This is a genomic window from Corynebacterium sp. HMSC064H12, assembly GCF_001809925.1.
Lineage (GTDB): Bacteria > Actinomycetota > Actinomycetes > Mycobacteriales > Mycobacteriaceae > Corynebacterium > Corynebacterium jeikeium_D.
Window position 1 is genome coordinate 38,349 of record NZ_KV799331.1, and the last position, 16,410, is coordinate 54,758.

General features: G+C 60.2%; 15 protein-coding genes. 13 read left to right on the forward strand and 2 right to left on the reverse strand.

Annotated features, from left to right (window positions below; all coding sequences use genetic code 11):
• Window positions 1–19: 19 nt before the first annotated feature.
• From HMPREF2681_RS03010 to HMPREF2681_RS03040, 7 genes are all read left to right on the forward strand, one after another.
• Window positions 20–2,056, forward strand: coding sequence for a type III secretion system chaperone family protein (locus tag HMPREF2681_RS03010; protein ID WP_070546031.1), 2,037 nt, complete (start codon window positions 20–22; stop codon window positions 2,054–2,056).
• 51 nt (window positions 2,057–2,107) lie between these two features.
• Window positions 2,108–2,668, forward strand: a complete 561-nt coding sequence (pyrE, locus tag HMPREF2681_RS03015; RefSeq protein WP_049189439.1) for an orotate phosphoribosyltransferase — start codon at window positions 2,108–2,110, stop codon at window positions 2,666–2,668.
• Window positions 2,669–2,785: 117 nt separating this feature from the next.
• On the forward strand, window positions 2,786–3,631 hold the full coding sequence (locus HMPREF2681_RS03020) for a lysoplasmalogenase family protein (RefSeq protein WP_016421548.1): 846 nt from the start codon (window positions 2,786–2,788) through the stop codon (window positions 3,629–3,631).
• The gene (locus HMPREF2681_RS03025) at window positions 3,618–4,289 is read left to right on the forward strand and encodes a TrmH family RNA methyltransferase (RefSeq protein ID WP_070429389.1); all 672 of its coding nucleotides are present in this window, start codon (window positions 3,618–3,620) and stop codon (window positions 4,287–4,289) included. Before HMPREF2681_RS03020 ends, HMPREF2681_RS03025 begins: the two co-directional genes overlap by 14 nt.
• 69 nt (window positions 4,290–4,358) lie before the next feature.
• Window positions 4,359–5,576, forward strand: coding sequence for a glycoside hydrolase family 76 protein (locus HMPREF2681_RS03030; RefSeq protein WP_005510131.1), 1,218 nt, complete (start codon window positions 4,359–4,361; stop codon window positions 5,574–5,576).
• A gap of 132 nt (window positions 5,577–5,708) precedes the next feature.
• Window positions 5,709–6,119, forward strand: coding sequence for a DUF3151 domain-containing protein (locus HMPREF2681_RS03035; RefSeq protein ID WP_016421545.1), 411 nt, complete (start codon window positions 5,709–5,711; stop codon window positions 6,117–6,119).
• Between the two features lie 97 nt (window positions 6,120–6,216).
• Window positions 6,217–7,620: an FUSC family protein gene (locus tag HMPREF2681_RS03040; RefSeq protein ID WP_070546033.1), complete on the forward strand. Its 1,404-nt coding sequence runs from the start codon at window positions 6,217–6,219 to the stop codon at window positions 7,618–7,620.
• Window positions 7,621–7,677: 57 nt separating this feature from the next.
• Here the strand turns inward: HMPREF2681_RS03040 and HMPREF2681_RS03045 are convergent, their stop codons facing one another.
• Together HMPREF2681_RS03045 and HMPREF2681_RS03050 are read right to left on the reverse strand one after the other, a co-directional pair.
• Window positions 7,678–8,370, reverse strand: coding sequence for a DUF1707 SHOCT-like domain-containing protein (locus tag HMPREF2681_RS03045; RefSeq protein WP_016421544.1), 693 nt, complete (start codon window positions 8,368–8,370; stop codon window positions 7,678–7,680).
• A 133-nt stretch (window positions 8,371–8,503) separates the two neighbouring features.
• Window positions 8,504–9,448 (reverse strand): hypothetical protein, encoded by a 945-nt coding sequence (locus HMPREF2681_RS03050; RefSeq protein ID WP_246815984.1) that lies wholly within the window; start codon window positions 9,446–9,448, stop codon window positions 8,504–8,506.
• 51 nt (window positions 9,449–9,499) lie between these two features.
• On the opposite strand from HMPREF2681_RS03050, the gene HMPREF2681_RS03055 reads away from it, so the two are divergent.
• From HMPREF2681_RS03055 to purT, 6 genes are all read left to right on the forward strand, one after another.
• Window positions 9,500–10,789 carry an adenylosuccinate synthase gene (locus HMPREF2681_RS03055; protein ID WP_070546037.1) on the forward strand — a complete coding sequence of 430 codons (1,290 nt, stop codon included), beginning with the start codon at window positions 9,500–9,502 and terminating at the stop codon, window positions 10,787–10,789.
• 257 nt (window positions 10,790–11,046) lie between these two features.
• A complete protein-coding gene (locus tag HMPREF2681_RS03060) occupies window positions 11,047–11,637 on the forward strand; it encodes an LppP/LprE family lipoprotein (protein ID WP_049169864.1) in 591 nt (196 codons plus the stop codon).
• Window positions 11,638–11,799: 162 nt separating this feature from the next.
• On the forward strand, window positions 11,800–12,438 hold the full coding sequence (locus HMPREF2681_RS03065) for an LppP/LprE family lipoprotein (protein WP_070546039.1): 639 nt from the start codon (window positions 11,800–11,802) through the stop codon (window positions 12,436–12,438).
• A gap of 192 nt (window positions 12,439–12,630) precedes the next feature.
• Window positions 12,631–13,887 carry a glycerophosphodiester phosphodiesterase family protein gene (locus tag HMPREF2681_RS03070; RefSeq protein ID WP_070546041.1) on the forward strand — a complete coding sequence of 419 codons (1,257 nt, stop codon included), beginning with the start codon at window positions 12,631–12,633 and terminating at the stop codon, window positions 13,885–13,887.
• 96 nt (window positions 13,888–13,983) lie between these two features.
• Window positions 13,984–15,015, forward strand: a complete 1,032-nt coding sequence (locus HMPREF2681_RS03075; protein ID WP_070546043.1) for a nucleoside hydrolase — start codon at window positions 13,984–13,986, stop codon at window positions 15,013–15,015.
• 117 nt (window positions 15,016–15,132) lie between these two features.
• On the forward strand, window positions 15,133–16,353 hold the full coding sequence (gene purT, locus HMPREF2681_RS03080) for a formate-dependent phosphoribosylglycinamide formyltransferase (protein ID WP_049169873.1): 1,221 nt from the start codon (window positions 15,133–15,135) through the stop codon (window positions 16,351–16,353).
• Window positions 16,354–16,410: the final 57 nt, after the last annotated feature.

Sequence of the window (16,410 nt, forward strand, 5' to 3'; positions counted from 1 at the left end):
GGCTTAAGCTAGGAGATTAATGATTCCCCTAGTATTCACCCTCGCAGCGATTCTCATCATCGCCGCAGTCGCGCTGTTCGTTGTCGACCGCCGCCGTCGCAGCACAAGTGAGACTGCTGTGGCGTCTCCGTCATCGCCATCGCTTTACGACGAGCCCTCGGACTTCACCGGCGAAGTAACCGGTGTGGCGGCAGAAGATGTTGTGCCCGAACTGCCGGATTCTTCAGAGCAAGGAAGCTCCGAGACAGCTTCTGTGGCGAGACCGAATATCGCAGCTGATGCTGACTCTCACTCTGAGGTTGCCGCTGAGACTGATAGCGCCGCTGAAGTTGATTCTGAAACTGAGGTTTCGACGACAGAACTGGGGACTTCAGCTGTAGAAAAGACACCGACGGAGCCTGAATCTGTCTCGGGAATCGAGCCGGCGGCCACTGCTGAAATGCCCGAAGCAACAGAAGACGCGGGTGCTGCCGAAACATCGGAAGCAGCAGCTGATCTGAATGCGGGAACGGACGTGACTCTCCGAAGCGGCGCGGAGTCTGGCACAGAATCTGGAGCAGGGCCTGGCGCGGAGCCAGCCGAGTCGGTGACTGCTGAAGATACCGATACCGCGGATGAGCCCGAGACAGGTTTAGTGGGCGATGCCGTTGCCACAGGGGCCGACAGCACCACCGCTGCTGACGCTCGCACTGGAACTGTTGGGGGTACAGAATTCCGGGCTGCAGCCGGCGAAAATGCCGAGACTGACGAAGTGCCGCAATCATCCGATCGTGCGGCGCGCACCCAGGCCACCCCGCCCACCCCGCCCACTGAGCCCACCCAGCCCGCGCAACCGCAGCGCGCTCAGCAGCAATCAGTGGCCCCTATCCGTCGACGTATCAGCGGTCGCCGTGTGCGTCACTTGCGGAAGGCCTGGGCGCAGGAACGTAATTCTGTCTATAACCGTGTGGACCATGAGCTGCCGTCGTACTGGCAGCGTACGCCGGACGGCGATGCCAAGGCCGTGGTCTCCGGTTTCGCCTTTGGCCGGGAAATGCACCTCGCCGATGTCGGCGGCATCACCACCATCGCCATCCGCCGCTCTGTATCCAGCGATGAGGTTTTCGAGTTGCGCCGCAGCGGCGGCACGACGCTGCCTCACGTAGCTACCGAAGCCGGCCTGGTAGTCGCAGCTACCGACCCAGAGCTCATTCATCGCATCTTCGACGACCGTGCAACCCGCATGCTTGCCGACGTACACCCGGCCATTACCCGCATGTGGTCCGAAAACTCCTGGTCCTTGGCTCAGCTGATTGATAATTCAGTGCCAGAGGACTGGGACGGTGCACTGGCATCGCTGTCGGACTTCTCCGACATTGCGCGCAGGTTGCCACCGGCGGAAGGCGAAACCGTCGCTCCGGACACTAATCAGTGGGATCCCACTCGTTTGCAGCTCACCGAGCAGTCCGTTGACTCTGGTTCCTTGATTTCGGATGGAACCGGGCGTGGGCACTTGCACGCGGTACCAGATCAGCGTCGCAACGGTTCTGCTAACCACGAATCGCAGAATCACAGCTCACAGAACGGGCATGCCCAGAGTCACAGCGCGCAGAATAGCAAGGGCGAAGAGCCGCTGGACGTTGAGGAAATTGTTTACGCAGATTCTCCTTCGTCCTCGTCCGCTGCTACCGCGGATGCAACCACGGATGATTCGCAGTGGCCGTCGCAAAGCAATGCACAACCCACGGTGGTGCAGGCGATTGACGGTTCGTCGTGGCGCCCTACGCGGGATATACCGCTGGATCCGACGGCGCTGCCTTCGCGGTCAACGGCACGAAAGATGGGTGCAAACGTTGGTGAGTCGGAGGACATTGGGGATTCTGGCCAGCAGATTCCTGCGCTTGGTGAGGACCCCGAACATAGCCGGATGCGCTCGAGCCAGGGGCGTGTGGTGCGATCAATTGTGAAGCCCGCCAGTATTTTTACCGACGCCGCCCCAGACCTCGACAGCAGCGACGACCCCACCGAATCTGTATCCGAGGACAAGGGCGCAACCCCTGATTCCGCGGACGAGTAGAACCAGACATATCCTTGAGCACACAGTCGTTTATTTAGGAGACAACCTCAGATGAGCATCCACACGAGCAATGTCAATCAGGAGAAGCTGCAGCGTTTGGCCGAGTTGGTCAAGGAGCTGGCGGTTGTCCATGGCAAGGTCACGCTGTCGTCTGGACGTGAGGCTGACTACTACGTTGACCTGCGCCGCGCCACCCTACATCATGAGGCCTCGCGTCTGATTGGTTCCCTGCTACGGGAGCTCACTGCAGACTGGGACTACGCGCACGTCGGTGGTCTGACGCTTGGCGCGGACCCGGTGGCTACCTCTGTCATGCACGCCGAAGGGCGCCCAATTGATGCCTTTGTGGTGCGTAAGGAAGCCAAGAAGCACGGCATGCAGCGCCGCATCGAGGGGCCGGACATTGTGGGCAAGAAGGTCCTGGTTGTTGAGGACACCACCACGACGGGCAACTCTCCGCTGACCGCCGTCGCTGCCCTACGTGAGGCCGGTGCTGAGGTTGTCGGTGTCGCCACGGTGGTTGACCGCGCGACGGGTGCCGGCGAGGTCATCAAGGCTGAAGGCCTGGAGTACCGTTATCTGCTCGGTTTGGATGACTTGGGTCTGGCCTAAGAATCTGAGCGCTAGAGCTATCGCCGAGCCTCACCCTGCTCGCCGAGCCTCACCCTGCTCACCGAGCCTCACCCAGCTCACCGCCCCAACGCAGTCCCACGAAAGAGGAACATCCCCATGACCACCAAGCGCGCAGGACTCCTGTCCAAGCTCACCACGACCAAACTTCCCGGCACAAAGGAAACCGTCGCTGACATGTTTGTGCGTCGCACGGGCGAGGGCCTCGGCGCACTCGTCGGTATCGCCAGCGCGAGCTCCGACACTCGCCGTGCCCCAGAACGTGCCGGCTACATCGCCGCCAGTGCGGTCAACGTTGTCTCCAGTGCCTTCGGCTGGGAGACTCCACGTCGAGTTTCCAAGACTGTCCTCATGCCACTGTTGGCGGCCAATGTTTGGCGCCGTCGCCACGAGACGTCTCGCTTTACGACGACCACCCTGCTCATCGGCCTCGCCGGCGGTTGGCTGGGCGACTTGATTCTCATGCCGAATAAGCCGAACCTGAACCGCGGTTCTGTGCCGTTCGCAGTTAACCAGGTTGCCTACCACGTGCTGCTGTGGCGTGCCGGAGCTCGGATTAGCGCGCTGCGTGCTGCCATTCGCTTCCCACTGTGGGCTGGTTCGGTACCGCTGGTCGGTGCTGTAAAGCCCGAGGCGCTGCCCGCTGCTGTTGGCTACGGTCCGCTGCTGGCTGTGACCTCCGCACTGGCCGATGACCCGGCGCTGCTGGAGGGTGCCGGTGCTGTCGGTACTGATGAGCAGACCGGCCTACCGATTGCCGATGCCGCCTACGGCCTCGGCCACGGTGGCAACCTGTTCCTCGTCTCCGACACGCTACTGATGGCTCGAAAGATGTTTGCGGAGGAGGGCGTCGTCGGCAAGCTTCTGAATGCGGCAGTGATGGACACCTACACCGTGGCGCAGTTGTTCCTGGTCGAGGGGCTGTTGGCTCTTGACCGCGCCTGAGCCCGGGAAGGGGCCGACGGAATGGTTTGAGGCTCGTGTCGGGGTGGGGCCGTGGGAGCAGGAGCACCCGAACGAACCCCGGCCGACCGGCCCAGAATACGATGAGCAGCTTCTGGATGAGGGCGACCGACGTAATGTCGTCGATGCCTACCGCTACTGGACGATGGAGGCTATCGTCGCGGAGCTGGATAAGCGTCGTCATCCGTTGCACATCGCCATCGAGAATTTTGAGAATGACTCCAACATTGGCACCGTGGTACGCACCGCAAATGCCTTCCTGGTGGAGGCCGTGCACATCGTGGGGCGCAAGCGTTGGAATCGTCGCGGCGCGATGGTGACTGACCGCTACCAGCACTTGCTGCACCACGAGACGGTGTCGGAGGTCATTAGCTGGGCGCGCGAGCATGATTTGGCTGTCGTGGCCGTGGACAATGTGCCGGGCTCCGTACCCATCGAAACCGTTGAGTTGCCCGAGCGTTGTCTTTTGCTCTTCGGCCAGGAGGGGCCGGGAGTGACTGAAGAAGCACAGCAGTCGGCGGATTTGACGGTGTCGATTGCCCAATTTGGCTCGACGCGTTCGATAAATGCGGGGGTAGCGGCGGGTATTGCCATGCACTCTTGGATTCGTACTCATGCAGATATCACCGCGGCCTGGTAATTGTCTGCTTAGGTGTTTTATTTCGAAGGCTGTTTTAGAGCTGTTTCACAGCCGTTTTAAGGAGAGCCAGTGGTTCTAAAAATGTCGCGTCCGGAGGCCGAAACGTGGGCCTATCGTGCGGACGTGGCTGAACAGGCGATTCGCAACCGTCATGCGGCGAAGCTGTGGGGTCTTCCGGGCACGAATTTGGCAATGGCTTCCTGGCCCGCGCCGCTGCGACATAAGGTCTTCATCAACTGGCATTACTGGTGGCAGGCGCAGTATCTCGACTGCCTGGTAGACGCAGCCAAGCGCGTGCCTTCTAAGGAGAAGTACCGCGCTATCCGCCAGACCACTCGGGGTATCCGCATTCGCAACCTCACGCTGCTGACCAAGAACAAGTACTACGACGATCGCGCGTGGATGGCGTTGGCGCTCGGGCGTGCCGACGCGGTCCTCGGCGCATCGGTGCCCAAGAAGACGACAGCACGGCTGATTTCATGCTTGGGTGATGGTCGGCAGGAGTCCACGGGTGTGCTGCCGTGGCGTGAGCAGGACCTCTTCTTCAACGTTCCCTCGAACGGTCCTGCAGCCATCGCTCTGGCCCGGGCTGGTCGTATCAAGGAGGCAGAGGAACTTATCGATTGGGTTTACGCCAACCTCCTGGCGGACTCAGGGCTGCTCTACGACGGCATTCGCTTGTCCATGGCAGGTGCCGTCGTACAGAAGGGCATGTTTACGTACAACCAGGGTGTCATGATTGGCGCTTGCCTCGAAGTGGGACTTGCGCTTCGGGCGCACGGCCAGCGTGAACAGGCGACGAAGTATTTCACGCGCGTGCAAAACCTCATCCACGCGGTGGCAAAGGATTTGGCGACCACCGACAATGTCATCGCCGGTGCCGGTGGCGGCGATGGTGGTCTGTTCAACGGCATCCTCGTGCGATACCTCGCCGATGCGGCGGTGCGTTTGCCTGGAGACAATCGCATGAATCGCGCGGCGGCCCGCATTGCTCGCCGACTGGTTCTGGCTTCGGGGGAGAAGTGCTGGTACCACCGCCTCGAGGTTGATGGCCTGCCGCTTTTCCCCGCAGATTGGAACGACAATGCTCAGTTCCCACAGGGCGGTTCGGTTGCGCAATCAGTCGGTGGCGCGGTTCGCGGTTCGGCGATTAAGGAGCGTGACCTCTCTGTCCAGCTGTCGGGTTGGATGCTGATGGAAGCGTGCGCCCGAGTGGCCGATTTTGTTGCGACCAAGCTGGAAAATGGTGAGTCGTTGGATTCGACGAAGCCGAGCTGCCCGGAGTAGTCGGGGAACGCTAGTTGGTCGTCATCTGGCGCTTGCCGACGTCGCCCCACCACGCTGTGCCCGCCGTTGCCAACAGAGAGTCACATACTGAGCCCCTGCCATCGCCACGTGATGCCTGGCACAATAGGACGCATGAAACTCAATGACATGATGGCTCCTGCTCCCGTGAAGCTCCCCGTTCTTGACGAGGCCGTTGCTGCCCGCAACGGTGGCGCAAGCCCGGAGGCCGTGGTTCGCGCATGCCCGCGCGATTCCCAGGCTTGGGCGGATTTGGCTGAAAGCGCCTTGTCCGAGGGCCAGGAGATTCAGGCCTATGCCTTCGCTCGCACTGGTTACCACCGCGGTCTGGACCTGCTGCGTGGAAACGGCTGGAAGGGGTTCGGAGCCATTCCGTGGGAGCACGAGCCGAATCGTGGTGTGCTCCGCGCCTTCGCAGCGTTGGCTAAGGCTGCTAAGGCTATCGGCGAGGATGATGAATTCGATCGCATGATGGCGTTGCTGCGTGACAGTGATGAATCCGCGTTGCCAGAACTGGGTCTTTAATCGCGCATAGAGATTCAGCGGGCACATAAGAGTGCACAACAGCACAACGGGTACATAAAAAGCGCACAGTTTTTTACATGAGGATGGTGACTTCGGCATGGCTGGCATAGCTGGTGGGGAAGATAAGGATGCCGCAGCTGCCAGGAATCTAGAGGACCTTGCTCCCGCGCATGTCGACGACCTCGTCGAAGCTAAGGAAACGCAATTCGTCGAGGATAATCCGCGCCCGGATTTCCAAGACTTTCGCAATACGTACCTACATCCGGCCTCCCGCGCAGCAAACAAGCTGCGTCAGAAAGTGAGGCCCCGCACGCGTTTCCTCCATGCGATTGACCGTGTGCGCTCCCGTTGGATGCTCATTGTCCAAGCCACGTTAGCCGCTGGGTTGGCCTACTGGTTCGCACTTGAGGTACTGGGGCACCCCAACCCGTTCTTCGCGCCGATGGCCGCTTTCATCAGCCTCAACGTGATGACCGCAGGTCCTCGCCTAAAGCACTCTGTGGAGTTGGTGCTCGGCGCCTCGTTGGGAGTCGGCATTGGTGATGTGATTATCTCCATCCTCGGCTCGGGTATCTGGCAGCTGACTGTCGGTGTGTTCGTCGCCATGGTCATTGGCGTGTTTGTCGGTCGCGGTCCGCTTGTGGTCAACCAAGCGGCATCTTCAGCCGTGCTCATCGCCACCATTATTCCGCCGGGCACCGCCGGTTCTTATTACCGAATGATCGATGCTCTCGTCGGTGGTGTGGTGGGCATTATTGTGCTCATGATATTGCCGCGAAGCCCGCTGGCGGGTGCTCGCCGCAAGGTGGCCAAGGTCCTCGACATGGGTGCAGACGTACTTTATGACATCGGCATCGGCATGAAAGAGGGCGACACCGATCGCATCCGCACCGCACTGAGCGTGGTGCGCTCCATGCAGGCGCAGGTCTCGCTGATGGACCGCACTGTCGCCGACGCGGGCGAGCAGGTCCGTATCTCGCCGTTGCTCTGGCGCTCTCGGGATAGAATCCACTCGCTGTCGCGCATGGTACATCCCGTCGACAACGCCATGCGCAACATCCGTGTGCTCGCGCGTCGCGCTATCACCGCACGTGAGGATCACATCGACTTCTCGTCCGAACTGTGCGCACTTGTTCTCGGCGTGTCTGAAGGTACGCGCCTGGTCAGTCATGTGCTTGACGACGAAGCCGCCGTGCGCCGAATCCCAGAGTGGGGCGAGTTGCCTTTCGAATCCGGCGACATCGCTATCGCTCAGCTTTCCGAGGGATCCGGAGAGGTCAAGCTTGAAGACGTGGTTCGGTACTTGCGTCGTCTAGCGGCGAAAATGCACCCGCGCGTGATCGAGGACGCAACGCTGTCGGAACAGGTTGTGTTTGCGCAGTCCCACTCCTTGGTGGTGGACCTGTTGCAGGTGTGTGGCCTGTCCAGACGTTCAGCTGTGGCAACGCTGCCGCCGACGACGCCGTTCCCAGCAATGCCGCCGGAGGTATGGGACGAGTAGCCGGTGAGACGTGGGCGAGTAGTGGCTCGCCAGGCGCACTTGCTACTGCAGCATGCTCTAGTGCGGTACGCGCTTGACCTCGACGCCGCCGAAAGCGACGAAGCCGCGCACAATAATCTTCGGAGCCTGTCCTGCGCCAGGAGCAGGAAGGTTGCGTCCCGGCTTTCCAGTAACATCCGTGCCTCCGAAGATGGGCAGCACGTCGACATCAACTTGGTAGTGGTCGGGGACAATGACGTCGACTCCACCGAAGGCGCAGCCAATGTTGACGACAGTGGTTTCCGCGGTAAGGATGGCCTCGCGGAAATCCAAGCCAGTCCCGCCGAAGGCCGCCACCGTGGTGTGCGTGGGAGCGCACGTCCAAGGGCCTCTCTTGTCGGTGCCGCCAAAGATGCCGATGGAGAGCTTCGAACCAGTTGCCGCGGCGGAGCTATCAATCCGGGCTGGTTGATGATTGCTGGCTGCATTCGGTGCCACTGAATGGTGCTCGTCCGGGACGCTGTGCAGGTTCGGGCGCAGGTTAGGGTTTGGGTGCGCATGTGGAGTCGGCTCGGCCAGGTTCGCGGGCAGCGACAAGTCCTGTGTCAATGTGGGCAACTCATCAATGTACGTTGCCTTTTGGGCTTTCTCGGTGCGCTCCTGCAGTTCCGCAAAGTCAATCTGGCCATCGCGGAATGCCCATTCCAAGCGTTCCAGCGCAGTGTGGCGGGCTTGGTCGCCAGCGCGTAGCCGTGGGGTGTTGTCAGTCATGATGCTGTCCTATCGAGGCAGTGGCGGGCAGTGGCTTTAACACCCAAATGTTATCTGTACTCGAACTTTCGCGCAGGTCACTTTCATGCACGCCACTTTCGCACAGGCAGACCGTGGCTATTGCCCGCCGCAGTTAGTGCACAATCTGCAAGTCGCGAAGGTGTCGGTACAGAGTTGTCTTCTCTCTCGGCTTTCGTGACTCCACGCCATCGCGCACATATCGGAAGCCCAGGCCACCAACTTGAACTGCCCGACCCGTCATCGGACGGTGTAGCTCGCGGGCCGGGGCTTCTTTCGCTTTACGACGGCCACCGCGCCCCAATCCGAGTCGGCTCAGCAGGCCTTTGCCGCTCTCACCCTCGTTACCGTTTTCCGCATCCGGCGCCGGAACTTCGGCCGCAACGATGCCCGGGGCATCGGGGGTAGGGCGAATCTGCAGGCCGGTGGATGTGCCGGAGAACATCTGATGCTCGTCGACATAGACCTCGCCAGTAAACCCGTTTGCCGAGGACACTCCGGTAATTCCCGGCTCTGTCAGTAGGGCGTAACCAACAATTGCGTGGCCGGTGTCGTCGCGAATCAGCGGCACTGGCGTCGTCGGGCGTGTGAGCGCGGCCGCCGCATCGAGCCCTTCTCCTCCTTCGATGCCCCAGTTTTTGGCCGCGGTCGAGGGCGCGGTGGGGACATGTGCCACTTCAATCCACAGGAGGTTCTTGCGCATCAGGTAGGTTGCCACGGTAGCCAGTGCCGCGTCGGGGCCAACGACCACAATTCGTAACGGCTCGCTCGGCTTTTGCGGAGCGGGTTGCGGAGCGCCTAAGTGGTCGACTTTCTTCTGCTTGGAGATTTCCTCCGGCGTCGGAGCTGTATCGACAGGCAGTACGTCCTTGGCCAGGTCGTCGATGAAAGCCAGCTCCTTGCGGGTGGGGATCATCGCGACGTCGTGAAGCGCATAGGCGGGTGGTGCCGGAGTAGCTGGTGCTGATGGTGTGGACGGTGCTGATGTAGACCATGATTGGCGGAGCAATTGGGAAAACGCGGGTACATCGGGGCCACACTGCAGCACAACAATACGCATAGGACTACACTCTAATGCGTCGTCTGCAATCCCAGGAGTTGAAGTAGGACTATGGCCGCAATCATTATCGTCGGTGCCCAGTGGGGCGACGAGGGCAAGGGCAAAGCAACCGATATTCTCGGTGGCCGCGTCGACTACGTCGTCAAGCCCAACGGTGGCAACAACGCCGGCCACACCGTTGTCGTCGGCGGTGAGAAGTACGAGCTGAAGCTGCTTCCGGCGGGTGTGCTGTCGGAAAACGCGGTGCCGATTATCGGTAACGGCTGTGTGGTCAACCTCGAGGCGCTTTTCGACGAGATTGATGGCCTCGAAGCCCGCGGTGCAAAGGCCTCCCGCCTGCGCGTTTCGGGCAATGCCCACATGGTTGCTCCGTACCACCAGACGCTGGACCGCGTGACCGAGCGCTTCCTGGGTAAGCGCGCTATCGGCACCACTGGCCGCGGTATTGGCCCGACGTACGCCGACAAGGTCGGACGTACGGGCTTGCGTGTCCAGGACATTCTGGATGAGTCGATTCTGCGCCAGAAGATTGAGTCTTCGCTGGCTCAGAAGAACCAGATTCTGGTCAAGCTGTACAACCGCCGCGCCATCGACCCGGATGAGGTCTTCGATTACTTCATGGGCTTCGCCGATCGTCTGCGTCCGATGATTATCGACTCGGAGTTTGAGCTCAATCGGGCTTTGGATGCCGGCAAGCATGTCCTCATGGAGGGCGGTCAGGCCACCATGCTCGATGTCGACCACGGCACCTACCCGTTCGTGACTTCCTCGAACCCAACCGCTGGTGGTGCCTGCGTGGGTACCGGTATCGGCCCGACGAAGATTACTTCGGTGCTGGGCATCATGAAGGCCTACACCACCCGCGTCGGTGCTGGCCCGTTCCCGACGGAGCTGTTCGACAAGTGGGGCGAGTACCTCCAGACCACCGGCGGTGAGGTCGGAGTCAACACCGGCCGTAAGCGCCGCTGTGGTTGGTACGATTCGGTGCTGGCTCGCTACGCCGCGCGCGTCAACGGTTTCACGGATTTGTTCATCACCAAGCTGGACGTCCTGACCGGTATCGGTGAGATTCCGATTTGTGTCGCTTACGACGTTGATGGCGTGCGTCACGACGAAATGCCACTCACCCAGTCGGAGTTCCACCACGCTGTCCCGATTTACGAGACCATGCCTGCGTGGGACGAAGACATCACTGGCTGCCGCACCTTCGATGAGCTGCCGGACAAGGCCAAGGATTACCTGAACCGACTGGAGGAGCTCTCCGGCGCTCGCATTTCTTACATCGGTGTTGGTCCGGGTCGTGACCAGACCATCGTTGTTCACGACGTGCTGGATAACTAGCGCTGGACACTTAACCTGGAGGCAGTGGCGAACTAACCGGAAAATAGTCCGGCTTTCGACCCGGCTTTATCGAACTGTTAGATAAAAAATCTTCGGTGCCGAAACCGCTGGCTGCTGTAAAAAAGAACATTTGCTAACCACGCGAAGGCTCTGGGAATTGTCAGTTGCCCCTGGCATCCCAGAGTCATTTTTGTATCGTAGGCCTCACCGCGTAGTCCAACGACAGAAGTCCAAACGACAGAAGGCGTGTGGTTTTCATGCAAAACACAGGACACCGAGTACAACGACTGGCAAGTTCCGCCGTGCTTTCCGGCGCGATGGTTTTCTCCGCAGTAGGTGGAGCAATTGCAGCTCCTGCGGCTCAGGCGAAACCAGCTCCGGCACCAGCACCGGCTCCAGCTCCGGCGCAGGCGGATAGCTGTACCCCGAACCCGGCTGCACCTGAAATCCAGGCGGCCCTGGATAAGGTCAACAGGGAGCGTCCGAACAACCATGATGGGTGGAAGTACACTGGCACCTCCAACTTCAGCCCGTGTAGCGATTTGAGCTTTGCTCTCGCAGATCAGGCCAAGCAGGGTAACGCTCAGTCCTCCACTGTGTTGTTGATGTTCCACAAGGGTGAATACATTGGTACGGACTCTGACCGGCCTCAGCACATCAACAAGGTGACGCCGACCCCTGATGGTAAGAACATCTCGGTCATCTACCACGACTGGGAGGCCCAGGAGGCCGCAGGTGCGCCGAACGCTGATGTGGCCAAGTTCACCTCTAATGTTCACTTCTTCTGGAACGGCGATCACGTCGTTCACGAGGGGAAGATTCCCGGCGGCGCGAAGCCCGCTTCCTAACGGCTCCCGAGAACTCTCGAGAGCTTTCGAGAATTCTTGGGCACTCGCGGGGACTCTTGATTTTTTCCAAGTAAACTCAATTCAGAGTCGGACATGAGAAAGTAATGCTCCGCCGTCGCTAAGTGTTTGAGAAAACTTGAGAGAACAGAAGAGGTTCCAGCCATGAGTGGTCGTTCAGTTCGTCGCGGGTCGATGCTGGTTAGCGCGGCGGTCGCAGGTGTAGTGGCTTTGTCCGGTTGCTCCACTGATGAGACTGCAGCACCGACCTCTGCTCCTCAGGTAGATGAAGAAACGACCACCATCACTACGACCACCACTGTCGAGGATGACAGTGAAAGTGCAGATACCCCCAATCCGGATGTCGATGACAACGACTCCGATGGGGGTTCTTCTGCGCCAACCCAGGAAGAGGCTTTCGAAGAAGCGGTTGCCGACCTGAACTCAATGGAAGGTGGCAATGGCAGCGGTTGGACAGTCACGGACGATACGAACTGGGATACCACCAGCGAGTTGACCTTTGCCTCAGCAGTACAGAATGAAATTACGCATTCAACTACCGCTGGTGCAGTGCTGCTGTTTCATAAGGGCGAGTACGTGGGTACCGCCGGTGGTCCGCAGACAATCAACTCGGTCGAGGGCGATGGCAAAACTGTGACCGTCAATTTCTTCGATGTCAATAAAATGATCGAAGACGGCGGTGCCTTCGCCTTTAAAGACCAGTACAACGCTCCCGTTACGTACTCCTGGGATGGGTCAGAGGTCGCTCAAGAAGGCGAGATTCCAAAAGCAGAGGGAAATTAAACGCTCACCCCGCACTCTCTCCAGATGCGAGTGCTGTCAGGCCGTTTTAAAGTAGTGGCGCGCCACACAGTTTTCATCTAGATTTCTGTGTTCCGTAAACCTCCGACGGTAGTTTGTCGACACTGTGTTGTCGGTACTGCGCCGTCGCTATGAAGTCGCTAATACTACGCCCAAAGAGGAAAATCACCGGCCATGTCTTCTCGCAACTCATCTGACTCCATGTTTGACGAACGGGCCAAGCAGAGCGAGCAGCCTCAGAATTCACGCGTCCACGGCACGCGCCGCGCAATCGCGGCGATTGCTATGGGCGCGTTTGCTATTTCTCCCATTGCAGCCTGCAGCAATGATGCGGACAACGATGCGGCATCGTCGTCAAGCAGTGCAAGCGCGGTTAGCACTACGGCGAGCGAAGAGAAGACCTTTGAAAAGCAGCAGGTCGCTGAGCTGAATGCGTCCGCGAATGTGCGGCCGGCTGCGATGGCTAAGCTGCCGGAGGGGTTTGATCTGCAGTCGCACCGTGGTGGTCGCGGTGAGTGGACGGAGGAGTCCAAGCAGGCGATGGCCAACTCGCTGGAGCTGGGCGTTACGACGTTGGAGCTGGACATCGTTCTGACGAAGGATGGCGTGCCTATGGTCTGGCACGATCCGGAAATCCAAGATGACAAGTGCTCGGACACCGAGCCAGTGACGGAGGGGGATCCGCAGTACCCGTACGTCGGCAAGCTCGTACATGATCTCACCTATGAGCAGGTACAAACCCTGGTCTGCGACAAGAAGCTCGAGGACTTCCCGGATGCGGAGCCAATCAAGGGCAATAGGATGATGACCCTGCCGGAGCTGTTCGAGCTGACTAAGGACAACCAGGACATCCACTTCAACATTGAGACCAAGATCGAGGGCGAAAAGCGCGCTGACTCGGCAGAACCGCAGGAGTTCGTCGATGTGATTCTCGACGAGATTGACCGCGCGGGTGTGGCTGATCGTGTGATGATTCAATCCTTCGATTGGCGCTCGTTGCCGCTGGTCGCGGAACGGAACCCGGAGATTCCGCTGGTCATGCTGTGGGACGAAACCACCTGGAAGAAGGATTCTCCTTGGATCGGCGATGTCAATTACGACGAGGTCGATGGCGACATCATCGAGGCCGCCAAGCAGCTCGGCGTGCAGGTGCTCTCACCGACGCACAGCATTCCTTACGGCAAGACACCGTCGGATTCTGACTACCACCCGGTCGCCACGCCGGAGCTGATTTCCCGCGCACACGAGGCCGGCATGAAGGTGGTGCCGTGGACGGTGAACGAAAAGGAGACCATGCGCGAGCAGATTGCCGCTGGTGTCGATGGCATCATCACCGACTACCCGACGCGACTGCGCGAGGTCTTGGCCGAGCTGAATATGCCGCTGCCAGAGCCCGCTCCGGTGGGTGATGCAGCGATGTCGACGAACTAGTAAACCCGGCTAGCACCAGCGAAAACTCGTCTGTATCCCTGTTTTGCCCGTGTTTAGCTCTGCGGGCTGAGCGTGTTTCGTGTCACACTTGACCTTATGACGCGTTTGAAAGTGCTTGCCGACGTTGACACGGGTATCGATGACAGTCTTGCTCTCGTCTACCTCGCAGGGTTACATACCGCAGGCGAGATCGAGCTGGTGGGTGTGACCTGCGCAGGTGGTAACACCACTGCGGCATGGTCCGCTCGCAACACCAAGTACATGTTGAATCTCTGCGGTTGCCCGGAGGTCCCGGTTGTCAGCGGTTTCGAGGGGCCCGCTGACCGTGAGCTGACTACCACGCCTGAGACTCATGGTCCGTACGGGCTGGGCTACAACCTGGCGCCACCGGCCGTCATCTACGAGCCGGGGCGCGGAGGGGCGGCGGATCCGCTGGCGCTGTGGCGCCAGGTCATCGAACAGGCGCGGTCGACGGGGGAGAAGGTGCACCTGCTGGTCACTGGCCCTATGACTACCTACGTGGCCGCTTTGAAGAAGTACCCAGAACTCATGCGGGAGCTCGACGGTGTGACCATTATGGGCGGTGCTGTGGAGTACCACGGTAACGTTACCGAGTTTGCGGAATGGAACTTCTGGGTCGACCCCACCGCGGTCACCGAGGTCTTCGGCACCGCGGGCGCTGTGGCCGTCGAGCGCCCGGAGGATGCCGTGCGCAGCATCGCCACCGCCGCAGGCGCGCCGGTGCCGACGCTGGTTCCGCTCAATGTCACCGAGACCATCACCATTAGTGATACTGAGATTGAATCCTGGCGAGATGCCGGTATGAACTCGGAGCTGCTGCGTGTTCTGCGCCGCTCGCTGAAGTTCTACTTTGAGTTCCACCAGGGAGTTGGAGTCGGTTACAAGGCGCAGGTTCATGACCTCTTCGCTGCGATGGTGGCCGTCGGTGCGGTGACCGGGGAAGTGGAGAAGATGCGCCTCGTGGGCGTCGATAGGCGAACTTTTGCAGATGAGCCTGCGCGGCGCGGACAGGTGGTGGAAGATCCTGCCGGTTCGGTGGCGAATGTTGTCCTGGCCGCTGACCGTGAGGTGGCGCTGGCTGAGTTCCAGCGGGTGTTCCCGCGCTAGGTTCCCCGCCCGTGCCCGCCGCGGTGAATCCGCTCGCTGTCGTATGCTGGAGACAATCAATTTCACAGCTGCTGGTTGTGCAGCGTACGTGCCGTAGACGAAAGCGAGTTTATCTCGATGTTCACCCCTGAAGTCACCGGAACCCCGTACCAGCCGGAAGCAACGCGAGTTCTGCTGCTCGGCTCTGGCGAGCTCGGCAAGGAGGTGACCATTGCTTTCCAACGTCTTGGCGTTGAGGTGCACGCTGCCGATCGCTACGAGCATGCACCGGCACACCAGGTCGCTCACCACGCCTACGTCTTGAATATGTCGGATTCCAGTGCACTGCGGGATCTGATTCTCCAGGTCAAGCCCCACTTCATCGTCCCCGAGATCGAGGCCCTGGCAACCGAGGTGCTGGAAGAGGTTGAGGAAGACGAGACGCTGGACGTCACCGTTATTCCAACCGCACGGGCGACTCAGCTGACCATGAACCGAGAGGGTATTCGCCGTCTGGCTGCGGAAGAGGTTGGGCTGCCGACTTCCCGCTATCACTTCGCCTCCAGCTTTGATGAATTCACCGCAGCTGTCGATGAGATTGGCTTCCCGTGTGTGGTCAAGCCGGTCATGAGTTCCTCGGGCAAGGGGCAGTCCACGCTGCGTTCGCCGGAGGATGTCCAGGCCGCGTGGGATTATGCCATGAGTGGCGGCCGCGTCGAGTCCGGCCGCGTCATTGTGGAGGGCTTCGTCGATTTCGACTACGAGATCACGCTGCTGACCGTGCGCTCCGTTGATCCGGAGACCGGCGAGGGGGCAACGTGGTTCTGTGAGCCCATTGGGCACCGTCAGCAGGACGGCGACTACGTTGAGTCATGGCAGCCGGCTGCCATGAGTGAAAACGCCCTGGACAATGCGCGCTCTGTCGCCGCGCGCATCACCAACGCGCTGGGCGGTCGCGGTATCTTCGGCGTCGAGCTGTTTGTCCGCGGCGATGAGGTGTGGTTCTCCGAGGTCAGCCCGCGTCCGCACGACACCGGCATGGTCACCATGGGCACCCAGCGTTTCTCTGAGTTCGAGCTGCACGCGCGTGCAGTGTTGGGTCTGCCTATCGACGTCACGCTGGTGTCCCCGGGAGCCTCCGCTGTGGTCTACGGCGGTGCTGACATCGAGCAGCCGGGTTACACCGGGCTGACGGAGGCCATGGCTATTCCGGAGACTGATATTCGTATCTTTGGTAAGCCGGTCGCTGGCCCGCGTCGCCGCATGGGCGTTGCTGTTTCAACCGCGGATTCTGTCGATGCTGCTCGTGAGCGTGCATCGGAGGCGGCATCAAAGATTAAGGTCGTCGAACTGGGCTAGTTCGACGACCTAGTGTGCGCTGCTGGTGTTGCTTGGGAAAGGAACGCTGCAGCGCAC

What these genes read in the sequence shown, in the direction of transcription:
- HMPREF2681_RS03045 (WP_016421544.1), bottom strand. Translation starts at nt 8,370, where the DNA reads ATGACTGACAACACCCCACGGCTACGCGCTGGCGACCAAGCCCGCCAC.
- HMPREF2681_RS03075 (WP_070546043.1), top strand. Translation starts at nt 13,984, where the DNA reads ATGACGCGTTTGAAAGTGCTTGCCGACGTTGACACGGGTATCGATGAC.
- HMPREF2681_RS03055 (WP_070546037.1), top strand. Translation starts at nt 9,500, where the DNA reads ATGGCCGCAATCATTATCGTCGGTGCCCAGTGGGGCGACGAGGGCAAG.
- HMPREF2681_RS03050 (WP_246815984.1), bottom strand. Translation starts at nt 9,448, where the DNA reads ATGCGTATTGTTGTGCTGCAGTGTGGCCCCGATGTACCCGCGTTTTCC.
- HMPREF2681_RS03065 (WP_070546039.1), top strand. Translation starts at nt 11,800, where the DNA reads ATGAGTGGTCGTTCAGTTCGTCGCGGGTCGATGCTGGTTAGCGCGGCG.
- HMPREF2681_RS03070 (WP_070546041.1), top strand. Translation starts at nt 12,631, where the DNA reads ATGTCTTCTCGCAACTCATCTGACTCCATGTTTGACGAACGGGCCAAG.
- HMPREF2681_RS03040 (WP_070546033.1), top strand. Translation starts at nt 6,217, where the DNA reads ATGGCTGGCATAGCTGGTGGGGAAGATAAGGATGCCGCAGCTGCCAGG.
- HMPREF2681_RS03060 (WP_049169864.1), top strand. Translation starts at nt 11,047, where the DNA reads ATGCAAAACACAGGACACCGAGTACAACGACTGGCAAGTTCCGCCGTG.
- HMPREF2681_RS03035 (WP_016421545.1), top strand. Translation starts at nt 5,709, where the DNA reads ATGAAACTCAATGACATGATGGCTCCTGCTCCCGTGAAGCTCCCCGTT.
- pyrE (WP_049189439.1), top strand. Translation starts at nt 2,108, where the DNA reads ATGAGCATCCACACGAGCAATGTCAATCAGGAGAAGCTGCAGCGTTTG.
- purT (WP_049169873.1), top strand. Translation starts at nt 15,133, where the DNA reads ATGTTCACCCCTGAAGTCACCGGAACCCCGTACCAGCCGGAAGCAACG.
- HMPREF2681_RS03010 (WP_070546031.1), top strand. Translation starts at nt 20, where the DNA reads ATGATTCCCCTAGTATTCACCCTCGCAGCGATTCTCATCATCGCCGCA.
- HMPREF2681_RS03020 (WP_016421548.1), top strand. Translation starts at nt 2,786, where the DNA reads ATGACCACCAAGCGCGCAGGACTCCTGTCCAAGCTCACCACGACCAAA.